The sequence below is a fragment of the Bacillus mobilis genome, assembly GCF_001884045.1.
GTDB lineage: Bacteria > Bacillota > Bacilli > Bacillales > Bacillaceae_G > Bacillus_A > Bacillus_A mobilis.
In genome coordinates this window covers 40,282-57,550 of sequence record NZ_MACF01000103.1, presented here as the reverse complement: position 1 = coordinate 57,550, position 17,269 = coordinate 40,282, and the positions used below count along the sequence as shown (strand labels likewise).

The following is a 17,269-nucleotide window of genomic DNA, read 5'->3' as shown; positions in this document are numbered from 1 at the left end:
GAAAGAATGAAATAAAGTTATAACATTATAATGTTTATATTTAAAAAAATATCATTATGCTAAAACTAATTGTTCTGCTTGTTTCAATACTTTTAAACCGTCACACATGCCATAATCTCGTTGCTCTATAATTGCAACCGGTATATCGTATGAGTTCGCAAGAAACTGTACAGCTGGAAACAAATACTTCACCTGTGGTCCGATTAAAACTACATCAGCATTTTTTATCTCCAGTTTCACAAGTTCTGAATCAACTGCTTTAATTTTATAATCCTTCCCTTGTTTCTTTGCCTCTTCCTGCATTTTTCTTACAACCATACTCGTTGACATGCCTGCTGCACAACATAATAAAATGTACATCTTATACTGTCACTTTCTCTTCTACTCGTTTATGAAGAGTGATAAATTCTTCAGCAAGTTCTTTCACTGTAATTGCATTCATTAAATGATCTTGTGCATGCACTAACAGTAAACTGATTTCTGCATGATTTCCTCTTGCCTCTTCTTGAATTAAGTCTGTTTGAATACGATGAGCTGCTGAAATTTCTTCACTAGCAAGTGTCATCTTTTCACTCGCATTCTCAAAATCTCCTTGTCTTGCAAAAGCAATTGCTTCCAGTGACGCGCTTCTCGCGTTGCCACCATGTAAAATTAACGCAAATGGAGTTTGCATATCAGTCATTTTAAATTCCCCCAAGCTATCTTTTTTCTATATTGCTATCTTATTATGAAAACGCATACAATTAAACATAAAAAACTTCCGTTGTGTAACGGAAGTTTTTACATACTTTTCTTATAACGATAATAATATCTCTTGAAAATCTTCAATCACTTTAGCCTGAGCTAATTTCTCTATCGTATTTTGACTAGACATAACATCATATAAAAAATCATACAGCTTTTGTAAATCTTCATTATTATTACGCTTTACACTAAATAAAATAATAACTTGTACTTTCTTATCTCCCCAGTCAACCGCTTTATCAAGGGTACAAAACATCAAAAATGTTTTCTCACTTAATAACTGCATCGGATGAGGAATCGCAACTAAATTTCCAACTGCTGTAGGAGATGTATTCTCTCTTTCTATAACAGAATCATAAAAGTTTTCTGGTACATAGTTTTTCTCAGCAGCTTTCTCACATAAAAATTGGATAGCCTCTTCTTTCGTAGAAGCGCTATGATTTAAAAAGATTAAATCTTCCTTTATATACTGCTGCACACTAGTATTCACATGCGTAAACAACTGCTGACCAATCGATTTAATCTCTTTATCATCAAATATTGAGTTCACTTTTATAACTGGAACAGGCAAACCACTCGGTATATGAATCGTACTAATAATACAATCTATTTTATCTTTATAAAGGTCTTCCACTTTCAATTGATAATAGCCTGTAATTCCCACAATCTCTAATTTATCTCGGAACTGTGATAGAATTTTATATTTCAATAGCTGGGCGCTTCCTTGACCAGTCGCACAAACTAATAAACATCTTTTCTTTTGATTCTCTTCCTGTAAACGGCTCATCGCTCCGCCGAAGTGAATCGCAATATAACCAATTTCACTTTCCGGAATCGATTCTCCTGTATATTCACCAATTATATCTCCAACGAGAACCGCAATTTCAAAAGCATACGGATAATTCTTTTTCACTTCTGCCAAAAGAGGATTTCTCGTATTTAACTTATACTTCAAACGATTTAATAACGTTTTTAAATGAACACCAAATCCAAATAATAATTCTTCATCATAATAAAAAATAAGATTCCGTTCTTCCGCTACTTTAAAAAGAATATGTTGCATGAATGCATATAAATCTTTCCCTAATAATTCTTCCACATTTTCATAACGATCTCTCGCTGTGACAGCAGTACTTAATAAGTGCATCGTCACATATAAAACTTCTTCTTCTGGAAATGAAAGATGTAACGCTTTCTCTAAATCTCCTAAAATCTCTTTCGCAATTGTATATTCTTTCTTTATGATAAGCTCAGCTTGCTGTTTATTTAGCCCTTTCATATAATGTCGATCTTCACAACGCTTTAATGCGATTGCAATATGAATGACTAAATTATCAATTTCTATATCTGATAAATATATCGTCCCTCCCTCGATATACTTTAATATAACCGAACGGATAAGCGGTATATGAGGTAACGATACATATGTATCACTCTGATCAAATTGCTCATGAAACGGAGTATGGTCATAACGCGGTAAACCATATTGTGATAAACAAGAACGAATATGAAACTCCTCTCCCACAATACGTATACCATAATACGGTCTCTTTTCAATTTGTAATTGATAACGCCCACATATATCTGTAACATCTTTCATAATTAAATTTACAGTCGATTTACTCACATAAATTTCCTCTGCCAACTGTGAAAGCTTCACATATCCCTCTGTCGTTAAAATACGTTGCAGAATGTACGCTATCCTTTCTTCATAAGAAGTTGGGATCTTTTCCGCCTGTTTTTGAAATAGACCCACGCAAAACTCTTCAAACTTCTTCATTTGTATAATTTCTAGTTCGTATCCAGTCCCTCTTTGCGATTCAATTTTCGCCCCGTTTTCTTCCAATATATCATTTAATAATTTTATATCTTTTTGAATCGTCTTCGTTGATACATGTAAACGGCTCGCTAAAAAAGCTCGATTTAACATCGATTTCTCTTCTAAAAACTCCTCTAAAATAGAAACTAATCGCTGATGCACCTTTGTCATAGTTCTTCCTCTCACAATTTATATATAAAAAGGAAAAAGCTGCTGAAGTCAGTAGTTTTTTCCTTTTTTATTTAATCTATTTCTTTAATGTAAACCCGAATTTATCCCATGCTTGTAAATAATCTAATAAGAAAATTTCTTCTTCCACAATTCGGCCAACTACATTTGTTTTTCCTGTATTTACCATATCTTTTAAAGCAATTTGCAATTCACCTTTATATTGACCATACTGTTCATTATCAATTAAAAGATCACCGCGTTTAATTTCACGTGTATTATGCGGTTTGAACTCTTCTTTCTTATATTTCACACGACTTTGTGTCGAGCGAATCATATATTCAGATACATCTCCGCGGTAAAAATGAGGCTCATCTAATACGATAATTTTTTCTAATTCTGTTGTTGTATCATATAACCCTACATCAAATGTTTGTTTCTCTTTATTTAATGCACCTAGTGCTTGTAATTCTTCTTCTGACGCATACGCGTTTGCAATAATAACATCATCAATTAATTCTGTCGCAAATAAATGCTTCGCCTGTGTTGTCATCGGTAATTCACGATGCTGCTCTAACGTACATAATCCTTCTGTTACTGGCCAAGGTCCGTATGTTGCATCAAATGATGAAATAAAGGCAGCTGTTCTCATACCGTAATCTTTAAATTGTTTCGAGCATTTAATGAAATGATCGTATGATAATCCTGAATAACGATGTGGATAAAAATTATGGCAACCAATTAAATTTTCACGATTTGGTCTATGACTCATAATGTTATCTACATATTTCGTACCGTTACTCATATTAATTTCAATTTTTAAGCCGTATGGATTGTAAGTCATAATCGATTCTTCTAACCCAGAGAAACCGACATCTAAACGAATGCCGTACGCCCCTAACTCATGGAAGAACGATAAATCATTATATGAAATACCTAATTGTGTAAAGACAGATGGACTAATATCAACTAATACTTGAAACCCTAATGCATTTGCATGGGAGATCGTTTCTTTAAACTCTTCTATAATTTTCTCTTTTTCTCCATCTACAGACAATAAGCATGTGAATACACGATTAAATCCGTATTTACTTGCTAATGTTAAATATTCCTTATCTTTCTCTACTGTTGAATGTTCTGGATAAATAGAAATACCTAATCGTCTCATATGTACACGCCTCTTTCTTCATTGTTTTGTAAACCTTTTCAAATATATGTAGTGAAAAAGTATATATCCCCTTCTCATTCACTACTTTTTGAATCCGCTTTCTTTAAAGAAAAAACAATTTCTATCATTCATAACAACTACAAGTCTATACATCTATACTTTACATCTTTTTTTCATAGTTGTGTAGCTTTTACACAAATTTGTCAGTTTTTTCACCTTAAAAATTGTTATACGTTTTCAAGGCACCTTCCTTGACTGTTACATTGACCAATACATATACTCGAAAGAACAGAGATAATTTTATATAGGGGATGAATATATGGGAGAGGCAATACTCGTAAAACGAGAACCGTTATGGACGAAAGAGTTTGTTGCGCTAATTCTAGCAAACTTATGTATGTTTTTAGGGTTTCAAATGTTAATTCCTACTTTACCTGTTTATGTGAAAGAAATTGGTGGCACAAGTTCCAATATTGGATTTGTTGTCGGTATGTTTACCGTTGCAGCACTTTTTGTTAGACCGCTAACTGGAAATGCATTGCAAAAGTTCAGCAAAAAAATCATTTTAATGATTGGTACTGCTATTTGTTTACTCGCTATGGGCAGTTATCTTTTCGCTTCAACTATCTTCCTATTGCTTGCCGTTCGAATTTTACACGGAGCTGGGTTTGGTATTACAACGACTACATATGGAACTGTCGTTTCAGATTTAATTCCGCAAGCTCGCCGCGGTGAAGGTATGGGATATTTCGGCCTTTCTGGAACGATTGCAATGGCGCTCGGTCCACTTATCGGACTTTGGCTGATGCAAACATATAACTTCACGATTCTTTTTTTATGTGCACTTTCCTGTACAATTGTTTCATTAATATTAACGAAACTACTTCAAATCAAAAAATCGCCGCAACCACCACAGCAAACATCTGGTACTTTTCTCGACGGATTTATTGAGCGCAAAGCTTTACTTCCTTCATTATTAATATTATGTATTACATTAATGTACGGCGGAATCGGGAGCTTTATTACATTATTTGCTACGGAAGTCGGTATTGCTGATATAAGCCTCTTCTTCTTATTTAATGCACTTGCAATCGCTGTCACTCGTCCGTTTTCTGGAAAATTATACGATGCGAAAGGTCATTCGTTCGTTATTATTCCAGGAGTTATTATTACGTTTGCAGGTATTATTTTATTGTCGTATACAACTACCATTCCGAGTTTAATTATCGCAGCAGCATGCTACGGAAGTGGATTTGGAGCGATTCAACCAGCACTACAAGCATGGATGATTGACCGAGTAGCACCGCACCGACGAGGAGTCGCAACAGCTACATTCTTCTCAGCATTTGACCTTGGAATTGGTGCTGGCGCAATTATATTTGGATTCATTGCACATTTTACAAACTACGCAACTGTATATCGCTATTCCTCTCTATTACTTATTGCTTTCCTGTTCATTTACATCACAAGTATAAGAAAGCAAAAGCATGGCAATAAAAACAGAGAAAAAGCTGCTGGATAATTTCAGTGGCTTTTTTTATGCACAAAAACGAGATGAATAACGAGAAATAAATTTATAAAATCATTTTCCTACATATTTTTTTAACTTTCATCAAAAAATATACGATGAACTCGCAGACGCTTTCCTTCATATCCAACTGAATAATACTATTCTAAAAAGTGTGATTTCTTTACAAAAAACACTGTCTATATAGGGCTTAAACCAATTAAATCCAGCTGTTTCTTTAAAGAATTGTAAACTTTTCATCCCTTTGTAAATTTAGTGTAAATTTTACTGATAAACCGTTTACAGTACCTCAAGGTTTAGTTAATAATTACATCGTACATGAAATTTAAGGAGTGGAATGCGTGGAATACAATATTCAAGATATGATCTTCCAGTTCATTGGTGGATTAGGTATTTTCTTATTTGGTATTAAATACATGGGCGATGGACTGCAACAAGCAGCTGGAGATCGTCTTCGCGATATTCTAGATCGCTTTACAACAAACCCACTTATGGGTGTACTAGCAGGTATGTTAGTTACTGTATTAATCCAATCAAGTTCAGGAACAACAGCTTTAACAGTCGGACTTGTAAGTGCCGGATTTATGACATTAAGACAAGCAATTGGTGTTATTATGGGTGCGAACATCGGAACGACAGTTACTGCATTTATTATCGGAATTAAAATCGGAGAATACGCTCTTCCAATTATGGCAGTTGGGGCTATCTTACTATTCTTCTTTAAAAATAAAAAGGTTCATTCTTTAGGTCAAGTTATATTCGGTTTTGGTATGTTATTCTTCGGTTTAGAATTAATGAGTGCAGGTATGAAACCTCTTCGCTCTTTAGAGTCATTCCAAGAGTTAACGGTTAGCATGAGTGATAACCCAATTTTAGGAGTTGTTGTTGGTACAGTCTTCACTTTAATTGTACAAAGTTCAAGTGCAACAATTGGTATTTTGCAAGAACTATTCGGTCAAGGTGCAATCGATTTAAAAGCTGCGCTTCCTGTATTATTCGGTGATAATATCGGTACAACAATTACAGCTGTATTAGCAGCAATCGGTACTTCTATTGCCGCAAGACGTGCAGCATTAGTTCACGTTATCTTTAATATCGTCGGTACAATCATATTTACGATTTTATTAGTACCATTTACAAGCTTAATTCAATATTTCCAAACATCATTAAACTTAAATCCAGAAATGACAATTGCATTTGCACACGGAACATTTAACGTAACAAATGCAGTTATTCAATTCCCATTCATCGCTGTATTAGCATGGATTGTAACAAAACTTATTCGTGGTGAAGATTCTGCTATTGATTTCAAACCACAACATTTAAATCCAATCTTTATTGAGCAATCTCCAGCTATCGCTTTAACAGAAGCTCAAAAAGAAATCATCCGTATGGCGGAGTTCTCATTACATGGATTAAAAGAAGCAAATCAATTTTTAAATACACAAGACAAAAAACACGCTGATATGGCTACTCAATTAGAGGGTGCTATTAACAATTTAGATAAAAAAATTACCGAGTATTTAGTTTTACTATCAGAAAAGCCACTTTCACCAACAGACTCTGAGAAGCATTCTGTTTTAGCAGGTGTAGTTGGAGATATTGAACGTGTCGGTGATCATGTAGAAAACCTTGTAGAACTTGTAGATTTCCAAATTTCAAACCGTGTTTCTCTATCAGACGAAGCACTAGCTGAACTAAATGAAATGCTTGAGTTAACAATTTCAACATTACAAGATGCAGTTGAAGCTTTAACAAACTTCGATACTGAGCTAGCTCAAACTGTTATTGCAAAAGAACGTAAAATCGACCAAATGGAACGTGTTCTTCGTAAACGTCACGTATTACGTCTGAACGAACGTAGCTGTTCAGGTGATGCAAGTATCATCTTCGTCGATATGGTAAGTAACTTAGAGCGTATCGGTGATCACGCTGTAAATATCGCTGATGGTGTTTTAGGTGAACAAGGTAAAATCAATTTAAAACAATCATTATAATAAAAAAGAGACGCTAATGTAAGCGTCTCTTTTTTCATTTCATATTTACAACCGTTCTTCCTTTTAACTTTCCTTGTAATATAAGTGTAAACTTCTCATCTAACTCTTCTAATGTACATTCTTCTGTATAAGATAGTAACTCATTATTTTTCCATTCACTTGCTAAGAGCGTCCATACATCTCTTCTCACATCCACTGGGCATTGCACAGAATCTATCCCTAAAAGGCTTATGCCTCGCAAAATAAACGGATATACTGTTGTTTGTAATTCCTCGCCTGCCACATTACCGCATGTCGTTACACAGCCACCATACTTTACCGTTTTTAAAGCAGTTTCTAGCATTCTCCCGCCTACAGTATCGATAACCCCGGCGTATATCCCTTTTAACATTGGTCTTCCTGATTCATCATTCAATTCCGTACGATGAATCACTTTTTTCGCTCCTAAACGTAGTAGCATCTGTTCTTCTTCCATTTTCCCTGTCGCTCCTACTACGTTAAATCCTAACTTACTTAAAATACTTACAGCTACACTCCCTACGCCGCCTGTGGCACCCGTTACTAACACATCTCCCATATTAGGCGTGATCCCTGCTCCAATAAGCTTATACACTGATAAGGCAGCTGTAAAACCTGCTGTCCCGTACATCATACTTTCCTTTAATGACATTCCCTCTGGTAAAGGGATAACCCAAGATGCCGGCACGCGAATATATTCTCCGAAACCACCAGAAGTATTCATCCCTAAATCATAACCCGTTACAATGACTTGATCGCCTACTTTAATAGTTTCACCTTTACTACCCACAACTTCTCCTGCTGCATCAATTCCTGGCGTATGAGGATATGTTCTCGTTACACCTTTATTACCAGTAGCTGAAAGTGCATCTTTATAATTTAATGAAGAATAATGAACCTGTATGAATACGTCCCCCTCAGGTAAACTACTTACTTCTCTCTCTACAACGTTTCTTACAAACTGCTTACTTTCTGTTTCGTTCACAACGATTGCTCGGAATGATGTATGATTCATTATGGCCTCTCCTTTATCCGTCAAATTCTTCTTTATTATATAGAAGAAATAAGTAAACCTACTCATTTTTTCTTGGCTATATTTCAACAAATCTTACTTCTCTATCACTTTCTCACAATACGTATTTTCATTTCTACTAAAAAACCTTATACTTATTCTACATCTGAAAAATAAAATATAGAAATCTGACTTTTTATAAATAAATTGAATTTTTACGAAATGTAAATGATTTGTAATGTCTTTTTTCGCTAAATTTCATTATAATAAGTGGATGTGAGTGTCGTATTTCAATCCAAATGAAGGAGTACAGGAAATGGAGCAAAACCCATCTTTGCAAGAAAATACACGCAGTAAACCGAAAAAAGGTAAGAAAAAAACAAAAATTATTATAAGCGTTATTCTATTCTTTTTAATAATAGGTGGCGGTTATACTTGGTTTTTAGTAAATAAAGCATCTTCTGCTGTTCGAAACGCCGCACACGATTTAGCGCGCGGTGATAAATCTGATTTACGTGATAAAGCTGTAAAACCTATCACAAATAACGTCTCTGTCTTAATCATGGGTGTTGATGAAAGCGATGTCCGTGGGAAAGAATATGGTGAAGCTATAAGAACGGATGCACTATTACTTGCAACGTTTAATAAAGATAGCAAAACTGTAAAACTATTAAGTATTCCACGAGATACATATACTTATATCCCAGTGGAAAAGAAAAAAGATAAAATTACACACGCTCATGCATACGGTTCTACTAAAAACGGAAAAGACGGTGGACCACAAGCAAGTATTGATGCAGTTGAAAAATTAATGAATGTTCCTGTCGATTACTTTGTAAAGTTTAACTTCAAATCATTTATGAAAATTGTCGATGATCTAGGCGGGATTGAAGTCGATGTACCAGTTGAATTTACTGAACAAGATAGTAATGATACTGCTGATGCAATTCATCTGAAAAAAGGTGTTCAAAAGCTAAATAGTGAAGAAGCTCTTGCTCTTGCTAGAACGCGCCACATCGATAGTGATGCAATGCGTGGGCAACGTCAACAGCTCGTTATTGAAGCAATTTTAAAGAAACTAACAAGCGTTGGATCTGTAACAAAAGTTGGTAACATCATTGATGATATTAACGGACAATTCGTTACAAACTTAACATTCGATGATATGCTTTCATTCTATAAGTATGGATCGGATTCAGAAATTGAGAAATTACAACTTCAAGGTGAAGACTGCTATATGGCAAAAGGTGACGATACATGTAGCCAATCTGCTGGTGGTGGCCGAACATATTACTACAATCCAGATAAAAAAGAATTAGCAAAAGTTACAAACGATCTTCGTTCTCACCTTGGATTACCTGCATATACAAAAACAGACTCTGATTCGAAGAAAACAAGCACAGAGAAAACAAAAGAATCTAAGTCAGAAAATTCAAGTGAACGCGAATCAAGTAACAATGAAGTGAAAAATAAAAATAACAGTGAAGATACAGAAACATCATCTAACGACAATGAATAAAAAAGAAGCAGTTCTCTATGGAGGTAGAGAGCTGCTTCTTTTTTATTCAATACAAAAAAATCAGAACTTTCCAACTATCTTTTTTAATATTTTTAAATTATAATAAATAGTAGCAATCTATTCCAATTATCAGGGGGCTCATACATATGAAAGCTGCAGTAAAACATAACATCTCAGATTTTAGAGACTACTTAAAGTCAAACGATATATACATGGAAGAAAATATAGATGAAAACAATGGTTCTGTTCATTTTTCAGTAGGATTAGAGACAGAAGCTGGCGCAAAAATTCAACTTCTCGCTGCTTTCCAAAATGAAGATCCTACCGTGGATATATACTGCTTCAATGTTGCTCACGTACCTGATGCAACATCAACAAATGATATTTTGCACGTTATTAATGAATTAAACACATCTTATCGATTTGCAAAATTCACATTAAACAAGCAAAATGCAATTGATATTACAACATCTCTTGCATTCTCAGAACCAAACTTTAATCCAGCACTTGTCTTTGAACATACGCTAACGCTATATAGATTAGCAAATGACCAATATAAAAACTTAATGAAAGTTATTTGGGGATAAATGAAAGGATGGGCTGCAAGCAGCTCCATCCTTTTATTTCGATATCATATCAATCCACATCTTAACAGCAGTGCCTACAATCAAAATCGATAACATATATTGCAATGCTTTTTGATTGATCCTCTTCCCAACTTGCGCTCCAAGCGGCGCAGCAATGATACTTGCAATCGCAATAATAAGAGCTGGAATTACGACCACTTGCCCAGTTATCACTTTTCCAGTCGTAATCCCTACTGAGGAAATAAACGTAATAGCAATAGATGTCGCTATTGTTGTACGTATCGGCAATTTTAAAACCACTAACATAATCGGTACTAATAAGAAAGAACCGCCAGCACCTATAATGCCTGATGCTCCACCTACAATAAACGCTAGCAAACTTGCTAACCATTTATTATATTTCACTTTATCACCATTATTTCGCTTCGGTACGAACATCATAATAGCAGCAATTGTTGCTAACGCTGCATAAACAACATTAACCGTATGTTCCTCTAATACGTTAGCACCAAAACTCCCTATGAAACTTCCTACTAATATACTAGCTCCCATATACATAACTAACGTTTTATCCATATCATTACTTTTCCGATAGGCCCATGCCCCTGCAAAAGTTGCAAAGAATACTTGCACCGCTGTAATACCACTCACTTCATGTGACGTATAGCCAGTAAATCCTAGCAATACCGGAATGTATAGGATCATCGGATAATTAATAATCGCACCGCCAATTCCAACCATTCCTGATATAAACGATCCGATAAACCCAATTATAAAAAGTAATACGACTAAACTCACCTTATATCCCCCGCCTTCTAAAAAGAAGGTGATTTAAATGAATAAGTTCACATTCCCATCCGAAGCATCTGCTAAATAAGCTCCTACTCCTGCAAACTCTACCCCTTCCATAATCTCTTCCTCTTTTAACCCTAATAAATCTACCGTCATTTGACAAGCTACAAGTTTAATTCCCTGTTCTTTCGCCAAATCCATTAAATCCGGTAAAGGCATCGCATTGTGTTTTTTCATAATACCTTTAATCATCTTTGGTCCCATACCGGCAAAATTCATTTTTGATAATCCCATCTTATCCACACCACGCGGCATCATTTTTCCAAATACTTTTTCTATGAACGTTTTCTTTACCTTCACATGTTCATCTTTCCTTAAAGCATTTAAGCCCCAAAAAGTATGAAAAATAGTCACCTCTTGATCATACGCCGCTGCACCATTTGCAATAATATAAGCAGCCATCGCTTTATCATAATCTCCGCTAAATAAAACGATTGTTGTTTTCTTCTGTTGTTCCATGTTGTTCTCCCTCCAATTACCTATAGGGGTATATTATTATTTGTAAAAAGGCTCAAATCATTTATCCCGCATTAACGGGCAGTAAGATCCCCACCTCAAAATTCAGCGGAAGCAAAGAAGTTAGGTGGAGGATCAACTGCCCGTAAAAGCCCGATTGGTTCAACTAATAATCAGTGGGGGATGGACAAAAATCCCCACTGATTAAAGTTTCACTTTATCTCTGTACTATACGACTTTACCTTCCCACGCTAACATACCACCTACCATATTGATCGCTTGAAAACCGTAACTCTCTAAAAACTGAACTGCTCTTCCACTTCTTCCGCCAGAGCGACAAACGATAATATATTCTTTCTTTTTATCCAACTCATGCATACGAAATTCTAATAATCCTAATGGAATATTACACGCTTCTGGGATTTTCCCCTCGGCGACTTCTTCTACTTCACGTACATCTACGATATTTACTACTTCTTTACGTAACAATTTTTCTTCTAATTCTGTTGCTGTAATTTCTTTCATTTTAAATTTCCTCCTCACAAGCCATTCATACCGCCTGAAACATTGATAACGTGCTGAAATCCTAATTTCTTTAATACCTTTGCTGCTTGCTTACTTCTCATCCCGCTCTGACAAATAACGATTACTTCTTTATTTTTATCTAACTGATTTGCCTTACTCGCTAACTCATTTAGCGGGATATTTTGAAATCCTTTCATATGATTTCCTCTATATTCACCTACTGTGCGAACATCGATAAATTGTTTTCCCTTTTTTCCTGCTATACTCTTTAATTCTTTTCCACTTATATTTTGAACACCTTTCACCGGTAAAAAACGTGAAATAACAAGCGCTGCAGCCAGTACAATGAAAAGCGTACTTAATATTGTATTCATATAACCAACCTCTCTACATTTATAAACATGCTACGCCTTCTTAATCCAAAACTTTAGCACATCAGCGTCTTCTTCATGCTTTACGATGTCATGACCACCTTTATTTGCCCACGCTGGAATATCCTTAACTGACCCTTTATCTGTTACATGTACTTCTAACACTTCTCCAGTTTGTAAAATATCCATCGCTTTCTTCGTTCTTACAATCGGCATCGGACATGCTAAACCTTTCGCATCTAATACTTGTTTTACATTCATCATCTATTCCTCCATTTTTTTTATTTGTTTATTTCATTATTCATGAACTGCACAACGGTTTGGACCAATCTCCATTTCACGCTCTTCATCCACACTCGGATGGATTTTACCCATATTCGTTTGACGAATTTCTTCGTAAGCATTCGGCTGAGGTGGTAAATTCTCCGTTACAACTTTACGAAACTCTCCCTCATCCTCAATGTTTAGTCCTGCATTATACGCAAATAAATCGTTTAACTTTGCGCTCACAACACCATTCTCATCCATTTCACTTATTTTTGAATAATGAGCTGGTAACACGATTAATCGTTGAGATAGTACTTTATATCGGTTATATAGAGTTTCTCGTAAATCACTCACCCAATCTTCAGCCTTTCCAGCAAGATCTGGACGTCCGATTGAATCTACAAATAAAATATCACCTGATAATAAATAGGAATTATCTACAATAAATGATGTACTTCCAATCGTATGTCCCGGTGAGTATAATGCATCAATTCCAATTTTAGTACCCCCCACCGTAATAACAGATCCTTCAACAAGCGGTTTATATGAGAAAACGACTTCCTCCGCATCTTTTGGCGGTAACCAATACGCACCACCTACTTTTTCAGCTAACTTACGTCCACCCGAAATATGGTCTGCATGTAAATGTGTATCCATTACATTCGTAATCGTAACGCCATGCTCTTTCGCGAACTCTTCATATGCTTCAACTGTTCTGACTGCATCAATAACTGCCGCTTCACCGTTTGAAACGACCATATAAGATAAACAGCCTTTTCCAAGACGATTAAATTGATATATACTCCCTCCGCCCTGTACATCGCCTACTTTTAATGGCTTCACATATTCACTCCAAGCTTTCATACCGCCAGCTAAATAATAAATATTTTCTAATCCGGCCTCTGTTAATTGCTCAGCAACAAACTGCGAAGAACCTTCTTTCGCACATACGACTAAAATTTCTTTTTCTCTCGGTAATTCACTTACAATATGCTCTACACCATCTAATAAATCAAAATACGGTTTATTTATAGAAGAAATTTGTTTCCCTTCAATTTTCCAATCTTCATAATCCGTCTCATTACGAACATCTAAAATAAACAACTCTCCAAATAAAACTTTCTCTGCAACATCTTTTGCATATAACGGTTTAATGCTCATCTAATTACCCCCATAGGTATATTTTTATTTAAAAAATTTTATCCCGCTTTAATGGGCAGTAAGACCCCCAGCTCAAAATTCAGCGAAAGCACAGAAGTTAGGTTGGGGATCAACTGCCCATAAAAGTCCGATTGGTTCAACTAATAATCAATGGGGGATGAAGAAAACCCCCACTGATTAAAGTTTCACTTTATTTTTCCACATTCCCTTGCCACTCTAACATACCTGGAATGACATTTTTCACATCTACATACCCTCGCTCTTTCAACATTTGGCAAGCTACATCACTACGGTTACCAGTTCGGCAAACAACATAAATTTGCTTCGTCTGATCTAATGCTGCACTGCCCACTTCGCCTAATGGAACTGAAATAGCCGCTGGAATATGACCAAAAGCGAATTCTGCCGCTTCACGAACATCTACTATAATACATTCTTCACCGCTTAATAATAACTCTTCCAATTCCGCATTTGTAATTGTATGAGGATATTTCACTACTTCATTCACTTCATGCTCATGTGCTTTTCTAACGTAATGCATCAATAGATCACCTTCTTGTTTCGTCCCGATATATTGATGACCTACTTTACTCGCCCAACTTTTTATATCTACAGTAGACCCTTTATCTGTTGCCTGAACTTCAATCACTTGCCCTGATATCAAACCTTCCATCGCCTTCTTCGTCTTCACAATCGGCATCGGACAAGCCAATCCTTTACAATCTAAACTCATATCCACTTTTATACTCATAGTCGATTCCTCCATAACGTATATACATATACCTGTAGGGGTATATTAAAATGTTTTTGAAAATCTGTCAACACTTATGTTTGACAGATTATCGGCTTTTTACAAGTAATTGAACAGCTTCTTTAATTAACTCTTCATTTGAACCGTTACCACTTTCAAACTGCTCACGTAAACATTGCTCTAAATTTGTTCCCACAACAAGTCCAATTGTACGATCAAGTGCAGAACGGGATGCCGTTAACTGTGTAATAACCTCTCGGCAATCTTTTCCTTCTTCCATCATACGAAGCACACCACGAACTTGACCTTCAATACGTTTCAATCTATTTTTCATATCTTGATTATATTCCATTCTATAATCACCTCATTACCATTATGTCACTATTTATAGCTTATGACAATATATTATACCCTGTAGGGTATTTTGTAAACCCCTATTTTTAATGTTTATCTTATATGTGCATAAAACAAGAAGTGAAACCTTACTATATAGGCTTTCATCTTCCACCAAGTTTTGAAATGGAAGATGAAAAAATATTAATATACAACACGTTCTGGTAATACTGTCCCATACAATTTAAAGCCACCATCTACATTCTTTACCTTATATCCTTTTTCCATTAACATGCGCGCTGCAACATACCCTCTCATACCAAGCTGGCAAGTAATATATATTTCTTTATCTACCGGCACTTCATCCAAACGATCCCGTAATTCATCTAACGGAATATTAATAGAGCCTGTCATCATTCCTTGTTTGAGTTCATTAGGCTCTCGAACATCAATAAGATATCCACCATTTTCAACAATACGATCTATTTCATGCCATTGTACTGTTTCCACAAAACCATCTACTATATTACTTGCTGCATACCCCACCATGTTGACTGGGTCTTTTGCAGAAGAATACGGCGGGGCATATGATAATTCTAAATCTGGCAAATCAATTACAGTTAAATTTGCCTTCATTGCCGTTGCAATAACATCAATACGCTTATCTACACCGTCACGCCCTAACGCCTGTGCTCCATACATTTTTCCACTATCTTTATTAAAAATTAATTTTATTAGCACTGGCGTAGCATTCGGATAGTATCCAGCATGCGAATTCGCCTGTACATGTACTACCTCATAGGGTATATTTAATCGTTTTAATATTTTCTCATTTACGCCCGTTGCAGCAACTGTTAAATCAAAAACTTTAGCTACAGAAGTTCCCATCGTACCTTTATATAAAGAATCTGTATGACCATGAATAATATCCGCTAACATGCGACCTTGACGATTAGCTGGCCACGCTAACGGAATCATCGTTTCTGTTTCTGTAACAAAATCTTTCACTTCAATCGCATCACCAATTGCATATATATGTGGGTCTGATGTTTGAAAACTCTCATTTACCTTTATCGTTCCTCTAACTCCTAGTGCTAACCCTGCATCCTTCGCTAAACTGCTCTCTGGTTGCACACCAATTGCTAAAATAATCATATCTGTCTTTATGATTGAGCCACTTTTTAAACGTACAACAGTCCCGTTCTCTTCTAATGCATCTACACCATCTTCAAAAACAAGCTCAACATTGTGCTTTTTCAAATGCTCATGTACATATGCTGCCATTTCATAATCGATTGGTGGCATTACTTGATTTGCCATCTCTACAAGAGTAACATCAATTCCTCGTTCTCTTAAGTTTTCAACCATTTCAACTCCAATAAATCCGCCACCAATAACCGTCGCATGACGTGGTTTCTTCTCATCAATATACGCTTTAATACGATCTGTATCAGGTACATTTCGTAACGTAAACATTGCCTTCGCTTCTTCAATACCTGGAATAGATGGAACAATTGGTTTTGCCCCTGGTGAAAGAATTAAAATATCATATTCCTCGTTATATGTTTCATTTGTAGTTACATTCTTTATAGTAATTATTTTCTCTTCTTTATTAACCTTTACCACTTCACTCAATACACGTATATCTAAATTAAAACGTTTTGACATCCTTTCAACAGTTTGTACTAATAACTTTTGTCTTTCTGTAATAACACCGCCAATGTAGTATGGTAATCCACAATTTGCAAATGAAATATATTCCCCGCGCTCCACCATAATAATTTCATCTTCTTCACTTAAGCGACGAAGCCTTGCAGCGACTGATGCCCCGCCCGCAACTCCACCTACTACTATAATTTTTCTAGACATATTTCAAACCTCCATCTTGTTTAATTTTCTCAATGCATCAAAAATAAAACTCATACCCGTATAGGTATATAATAAAGTGTACAAAAAGCAGTTTCAATATATATGTCTTTTGTTCACAAATTCG

18 protein-coding genes are annotated in these 17,269 nt (G+C 35.6%); 4 read left to right on the top strand and 14 right to left on the bottom strand.

The window, feature by feature from the left end:
- Positions 1 to 54: 54 nt before the first annotated feature.
- From BAQ44_RS17395 to BAQ44_RS17380, 4 genes are all read right to left on the bottom strand, one after another.
- A complete protein-coding gene (locus BAQ44_RS17395) occupies positions 55 to 360 on the bottom strand; it encodes a PTS sugar transporter subunit IIB (RefSeq protein ID WP_061680155.1) in 306 nt (101 codons plus the stop codon).
- 1 nt (position 361) lies between these two features.
- A complete protein-coding gene (locus BAQ44_RS17390; RefSeq protein ID WP_000131338.1) occupies positions 362 to 682 on the bottom strand; it encodes a PTS lactose/cellobiose transporter subunit IIA in 321 nt (106 codons plus the stop codon).
- Between the two features lie 111 nt (positions 683 to 793).
- On the bottom strand, positions 794 to 2,734 hold the full coding sequence (locus BAQ44_RS17385) for a BglG family transcription antiterminator (RefSeq protein WP_063263482.1): 1,941 nt from the start codon (positions 2,732 to 2,734) through the stop codon (positions 794 to 796).
- A 76-nt stretch (positions 2,735 to 2,810) separates the two neighbouring features.
- Positions 2,811 to 3,899, bottom strand: a complete 1,089-nt coding sequence (locus tag BAQ44_RS17380; RefSeq protein ID WP_071722588.1) for a DUF871 domain-containing protein — start codon at positions 3,897 to 3,899, stop codon at positions 2,811 to 2,813.
- Between the two features lie 319 nt (positions 3,900 to 4,218).
- Here BAQ44_RS17380 and BAQ44_RS17375 point away from each other — a divergent pair, with 319 nt between their 5' ends.
- Complete coding sequence (locus tag BAQ44_RS17375; RefSeq protein ID WP_071722586.1) at positions 4,219 to 5,421, top strand: MFS transporter; 1,203 nt, start codon at positions 4,219 to 4,221, stop codon at positions 5,419 to 5,421.
- Positions 5,422 to 5,768: 347 nt separating this feature from the next.
- On the top strand, positions 5,769 to 7,424 hold the full coding sequence (locus BAQ44_RS17370; RefSeq protein WP_061680159.1) for a Na/Pi cotransporter family protein: 1,656 nt from the start codon (positions 5,769 to 5,771) through the stop codon (positions 7,422 to 7,424).
- A 34-nt stretch (positions 7,425 to 7,458) separates the two neighbouring features.
- On the opposite strand, the gene BAQ44_RS17365 is transcribed toward BAQ44_RS17370, so the two are convergent.
- Positions 7,459 to 8,457 (bottom strand): YhdH/YhfP family quinone oxidoreductase, encoded by a 999-nt coding sequence (locus tag BAQ44_RS17365; protein WP_071722584.1) that lies wholly within the window; start codon positions 8,455 to 8,457, stop codon positions 7,459 to 7,461.
- A gap of 313 nt (positions 8,458 to 8,770) precedes the next feature.
- Here BAQ44_RS17365 and BAQ44_RS17360 point away from each other — a divergent pair, with 313 nt between their 5' ends.
- Complete coding sequence (locus BAQ44_RS17360) at positions 8,771 to 9,973, top strand: LCP family protein (protein ID WP_071722581.1); 1,203 nt, start codon at positions 8,771 to 8,773, stop codon at positions 9,971 to 9,973.
- 146 nt (positions 9,974 to 10,119) lie between these two features.
- Positions 10,120 to 10,560 (top strand): YbjN domain-containing protein, encoded by a 441-nt coding sequence (locus tag BAQ44_RS17355; RefSeq protein ID WP_063263478.1) that lies wholly within the window; start codon positions 10,120 to 10,122, stop codon positions 10,558 to 10,560.
- A gap of 33 nt (positions 10,561 to 10,593) precedes the next feature.
- Here the strand turns inward: BAQ44_RS17355 and BAQ44_RS17350 are convergent, their stop codons facing one another.
- The 9 genes from BAQ44_RS17350 to cdr all read right to left on the bottom strand — a co-directional run bounded on the left by BAQ44_RS17350 (position 10,594) and on the right by cdr (position 17,145).
- The gene (locus BAQ44_RS17350) at positions 10,594 to 11,358 is read right to left on the bottom strand and encodes a sulfite exporter TauE/SafE family protein (protein WP_071722579.1); all 765 of its coding nucleotides are present in this window, start codon (positions 11,356 to 11,358) and stop codon (positions 10,594 to 10,596) included.
- Between the two features lie 33 nt (positions 11,359 to 11,391).
- On the bottom strand, positions 11,392 to 11,871 hold the full coding sequence (locus tag BAQ44_RS17345; protein WP_063263476.1) for a DsrE/DsrF/DrsH-like family protein: 480 nt from the start codon (positions 11,869 to 11,871) through the stop codon (positions 11,392 to 11,394).
- A 225-nt stretch (positions 11,872 to 12,096) separates the two neighbouring features.
- The gene (locus BAQ44_RS17335; protein WP_071722576.1) at positions 12,097 to 12,393 is read right to left on the bottom strand and encodes a rhodanese-like domain-containing protein; all 297 of its coding nucleotides are present in this window, start codon (positions 12,391 to 12,393) and stop codon (positions 12,097 to 12,099) included.
- 14 nt (positions 12,394 to 12,407) lie between these two features.
- A complete protein-coding gene (locus BAQ44_RS17330) occupies positions 12,408 to 12,767 on the bottom strand; it encodes a rhodanese-like domain-containing protein (RefSeq protein ID WP_061680164.1) in 360 nt (119 codons plus the stop codon).
- A gap of 30 nt (positions 12,768 to 12,797) precedes the next feature.
- On the bottom strand, positions 12,798 to 13,028 hold the full coding sequence (locus tag BAQ44_RS17325) for a sulfurtransferase TusA family protein (RefSeq protein ID WP_071722574.1): 231 nt from the start codon (positions 13,026 to 13,028) through the stop codon (positions 12,798 to 12,800).
- 33 nt (positions 13,029 to 13,061) lie between these two features.
- A complete protein-coding gene (locus BAQ44_RS17320; RefSeq protein WP_071722572.1) occupies positions 13,062 to 14,192 on the bottom strand; it encodes an MBL fold metallo-hydrolase in 1,131 nt (376 codons plus the stop codon).
- 190 nt (positions 14,193 to 14,382) lie between these two features.
- On the bottom strand, positions 14,383 to 14,943 hold the full coding sequence (locus BAQ44_RS17315) for a sulfurtransferase TusA family protein (protein ID WP_071722570.1): 561 nt from the start codon (positions 14,941 to 14,943) through the stop codon (positions 14,383 to 14,385).
- A gap of 88 nt (positions 14,944 to 15,031) precedes the next feature.
- Positions 15,032 to 15,295, bottom strand: coding sequence for a metal-sensitive transcriptional regulator (locus tag BAQ44_RS17310; RefSeq protein WP_000456206.1), 264 nt, complete (start codon positions 15,293 to 15,295; stop codon positions 15,032 to 15,034).
- A 185-nt stretch (positions 15,296 to 15,480) separates the two neighbouring features.
- Positions 15,481 to 17,145 (bottom strand): CoA-disulfide reductase, encoded by a 1,665-nt coding sequence (gene cdr / locus BAQ44_RS17305; RefSeq protein ID WP_071722568.1) that lies wholly within the window; start codon positions 17,143 to 17,145, stop codon positions 15,481 to 15,483.
- Between the last annotated feature and the right edge of the window lie 124 nt (positions 17,146 to 17,269).

Coding starts and splice junctions, on each gene's coding strand:
- BAQ44_RS17395 (WP_061680155.1), bottom strand. CDS start 360: ATGTACATTTTATTATGTTGTGCAGCAGGCATGTCAACGAGTATGGTT.
- BAQ44_RS17390 (WP_000131338.1), bottom strand. CDS start 682: ATGACTGATATGCAAACTCCATTTGCGTTAATTTTACATGGTGGCAAC.
- BAQ44_RS17385 (WP_063263482.1), bottom strand. CDS start 2,734: ATGACAAAGGTGCATCAGCGATTAGTTTCTATTTTAGAGGAGTTTTTA.
- BAQ44_RS17380 (WP_071722588.1), bottom strand. CDS start 3,899: ATGAGACGATTAGGTATTTCTATTTATCCAGAACATTCAACAGTAGAG.
- BAQ44_RS17375 (WP_071722586.1), top strand. CDS start 4,219: ATGGGAGAGGCAATACTCGTAAAACGAGAACCGTTATGGACGAAAGAG.
- BAQ44_RS17365 (WP_071722584.1), bottom strand. CDS start 8,457: ATGAATCATACATCATTCCGAGCAATCGTTGTGAACGAAACAGAAAGT.
- BAQ44_RS17360 (WP_071722581.1), top strand. CDS start 8,771: ATGGAGCAAAACCCATCTTTGCAAGAAAATACACGCAGTAAACCGAAA.
- BAQ44_RS17355 (WP_063263478.1), top strand. CDS start 10,120: ATGAAAGCTGCAGTAAAACATAACATCTCAGATTTTAGAGACTACTTA.
- BAQ44_RS17345 (WP_063263476.1), bottom strand. CDS start 11,871: ATGGAACAACAGAAGAAAACAACAATCGTTTTATTTAGCGGAGATTAT.
- BAQ44_RS17335 (WP_071722576.1), bottom strand. CDS start 12,393: ATGAAAGAAATTACAGCAACAGAATTAGAAGAAAAATTGTTACGTAAA.
- BAQ44_RS17330 (WP_061680164.1), bottom strand. CDS start 12,767: ATGAATACAATATTAAGTACGCTTTTCATTGTACTGGCTGCAGCGCTT.
- BAQ44_RS17325 (WP_071722574.1), bottom strand. CDS start 13,028: ATGATGAATGTAAAACAAGTATTAGATGCGAAAGGTTTAGCATGTCCG.
- BAQ44_RS17320 (WP_071722572.1), bottom strand. CDS start 14,192: ATGAGCATTAAACCGTTATATGCAAAAGATGTTGCAGAGAAAGTTTTA.
- BAQ44_RS17315 (WP_071722570.1), bottom strand. CDS start 14,943: ATGAGTATAAAAGTGGATATGAGTTTAGATTGTAAAGGATTGGCTTGT.
- BAQ44_RS17310 (WP_000456206.1), bottom strand. CDS start 15,295: ATGGAATATAATCAAGATATGAAAAATAGATTGAAACGTATTGAAGGT.
- cdr (WP_071722568.1), bottom strand. CDS start 17,145: ATGTCTAGAAAAATTATAGTAGTAGGTGGAGTTGCGGGCGGGGCATCA.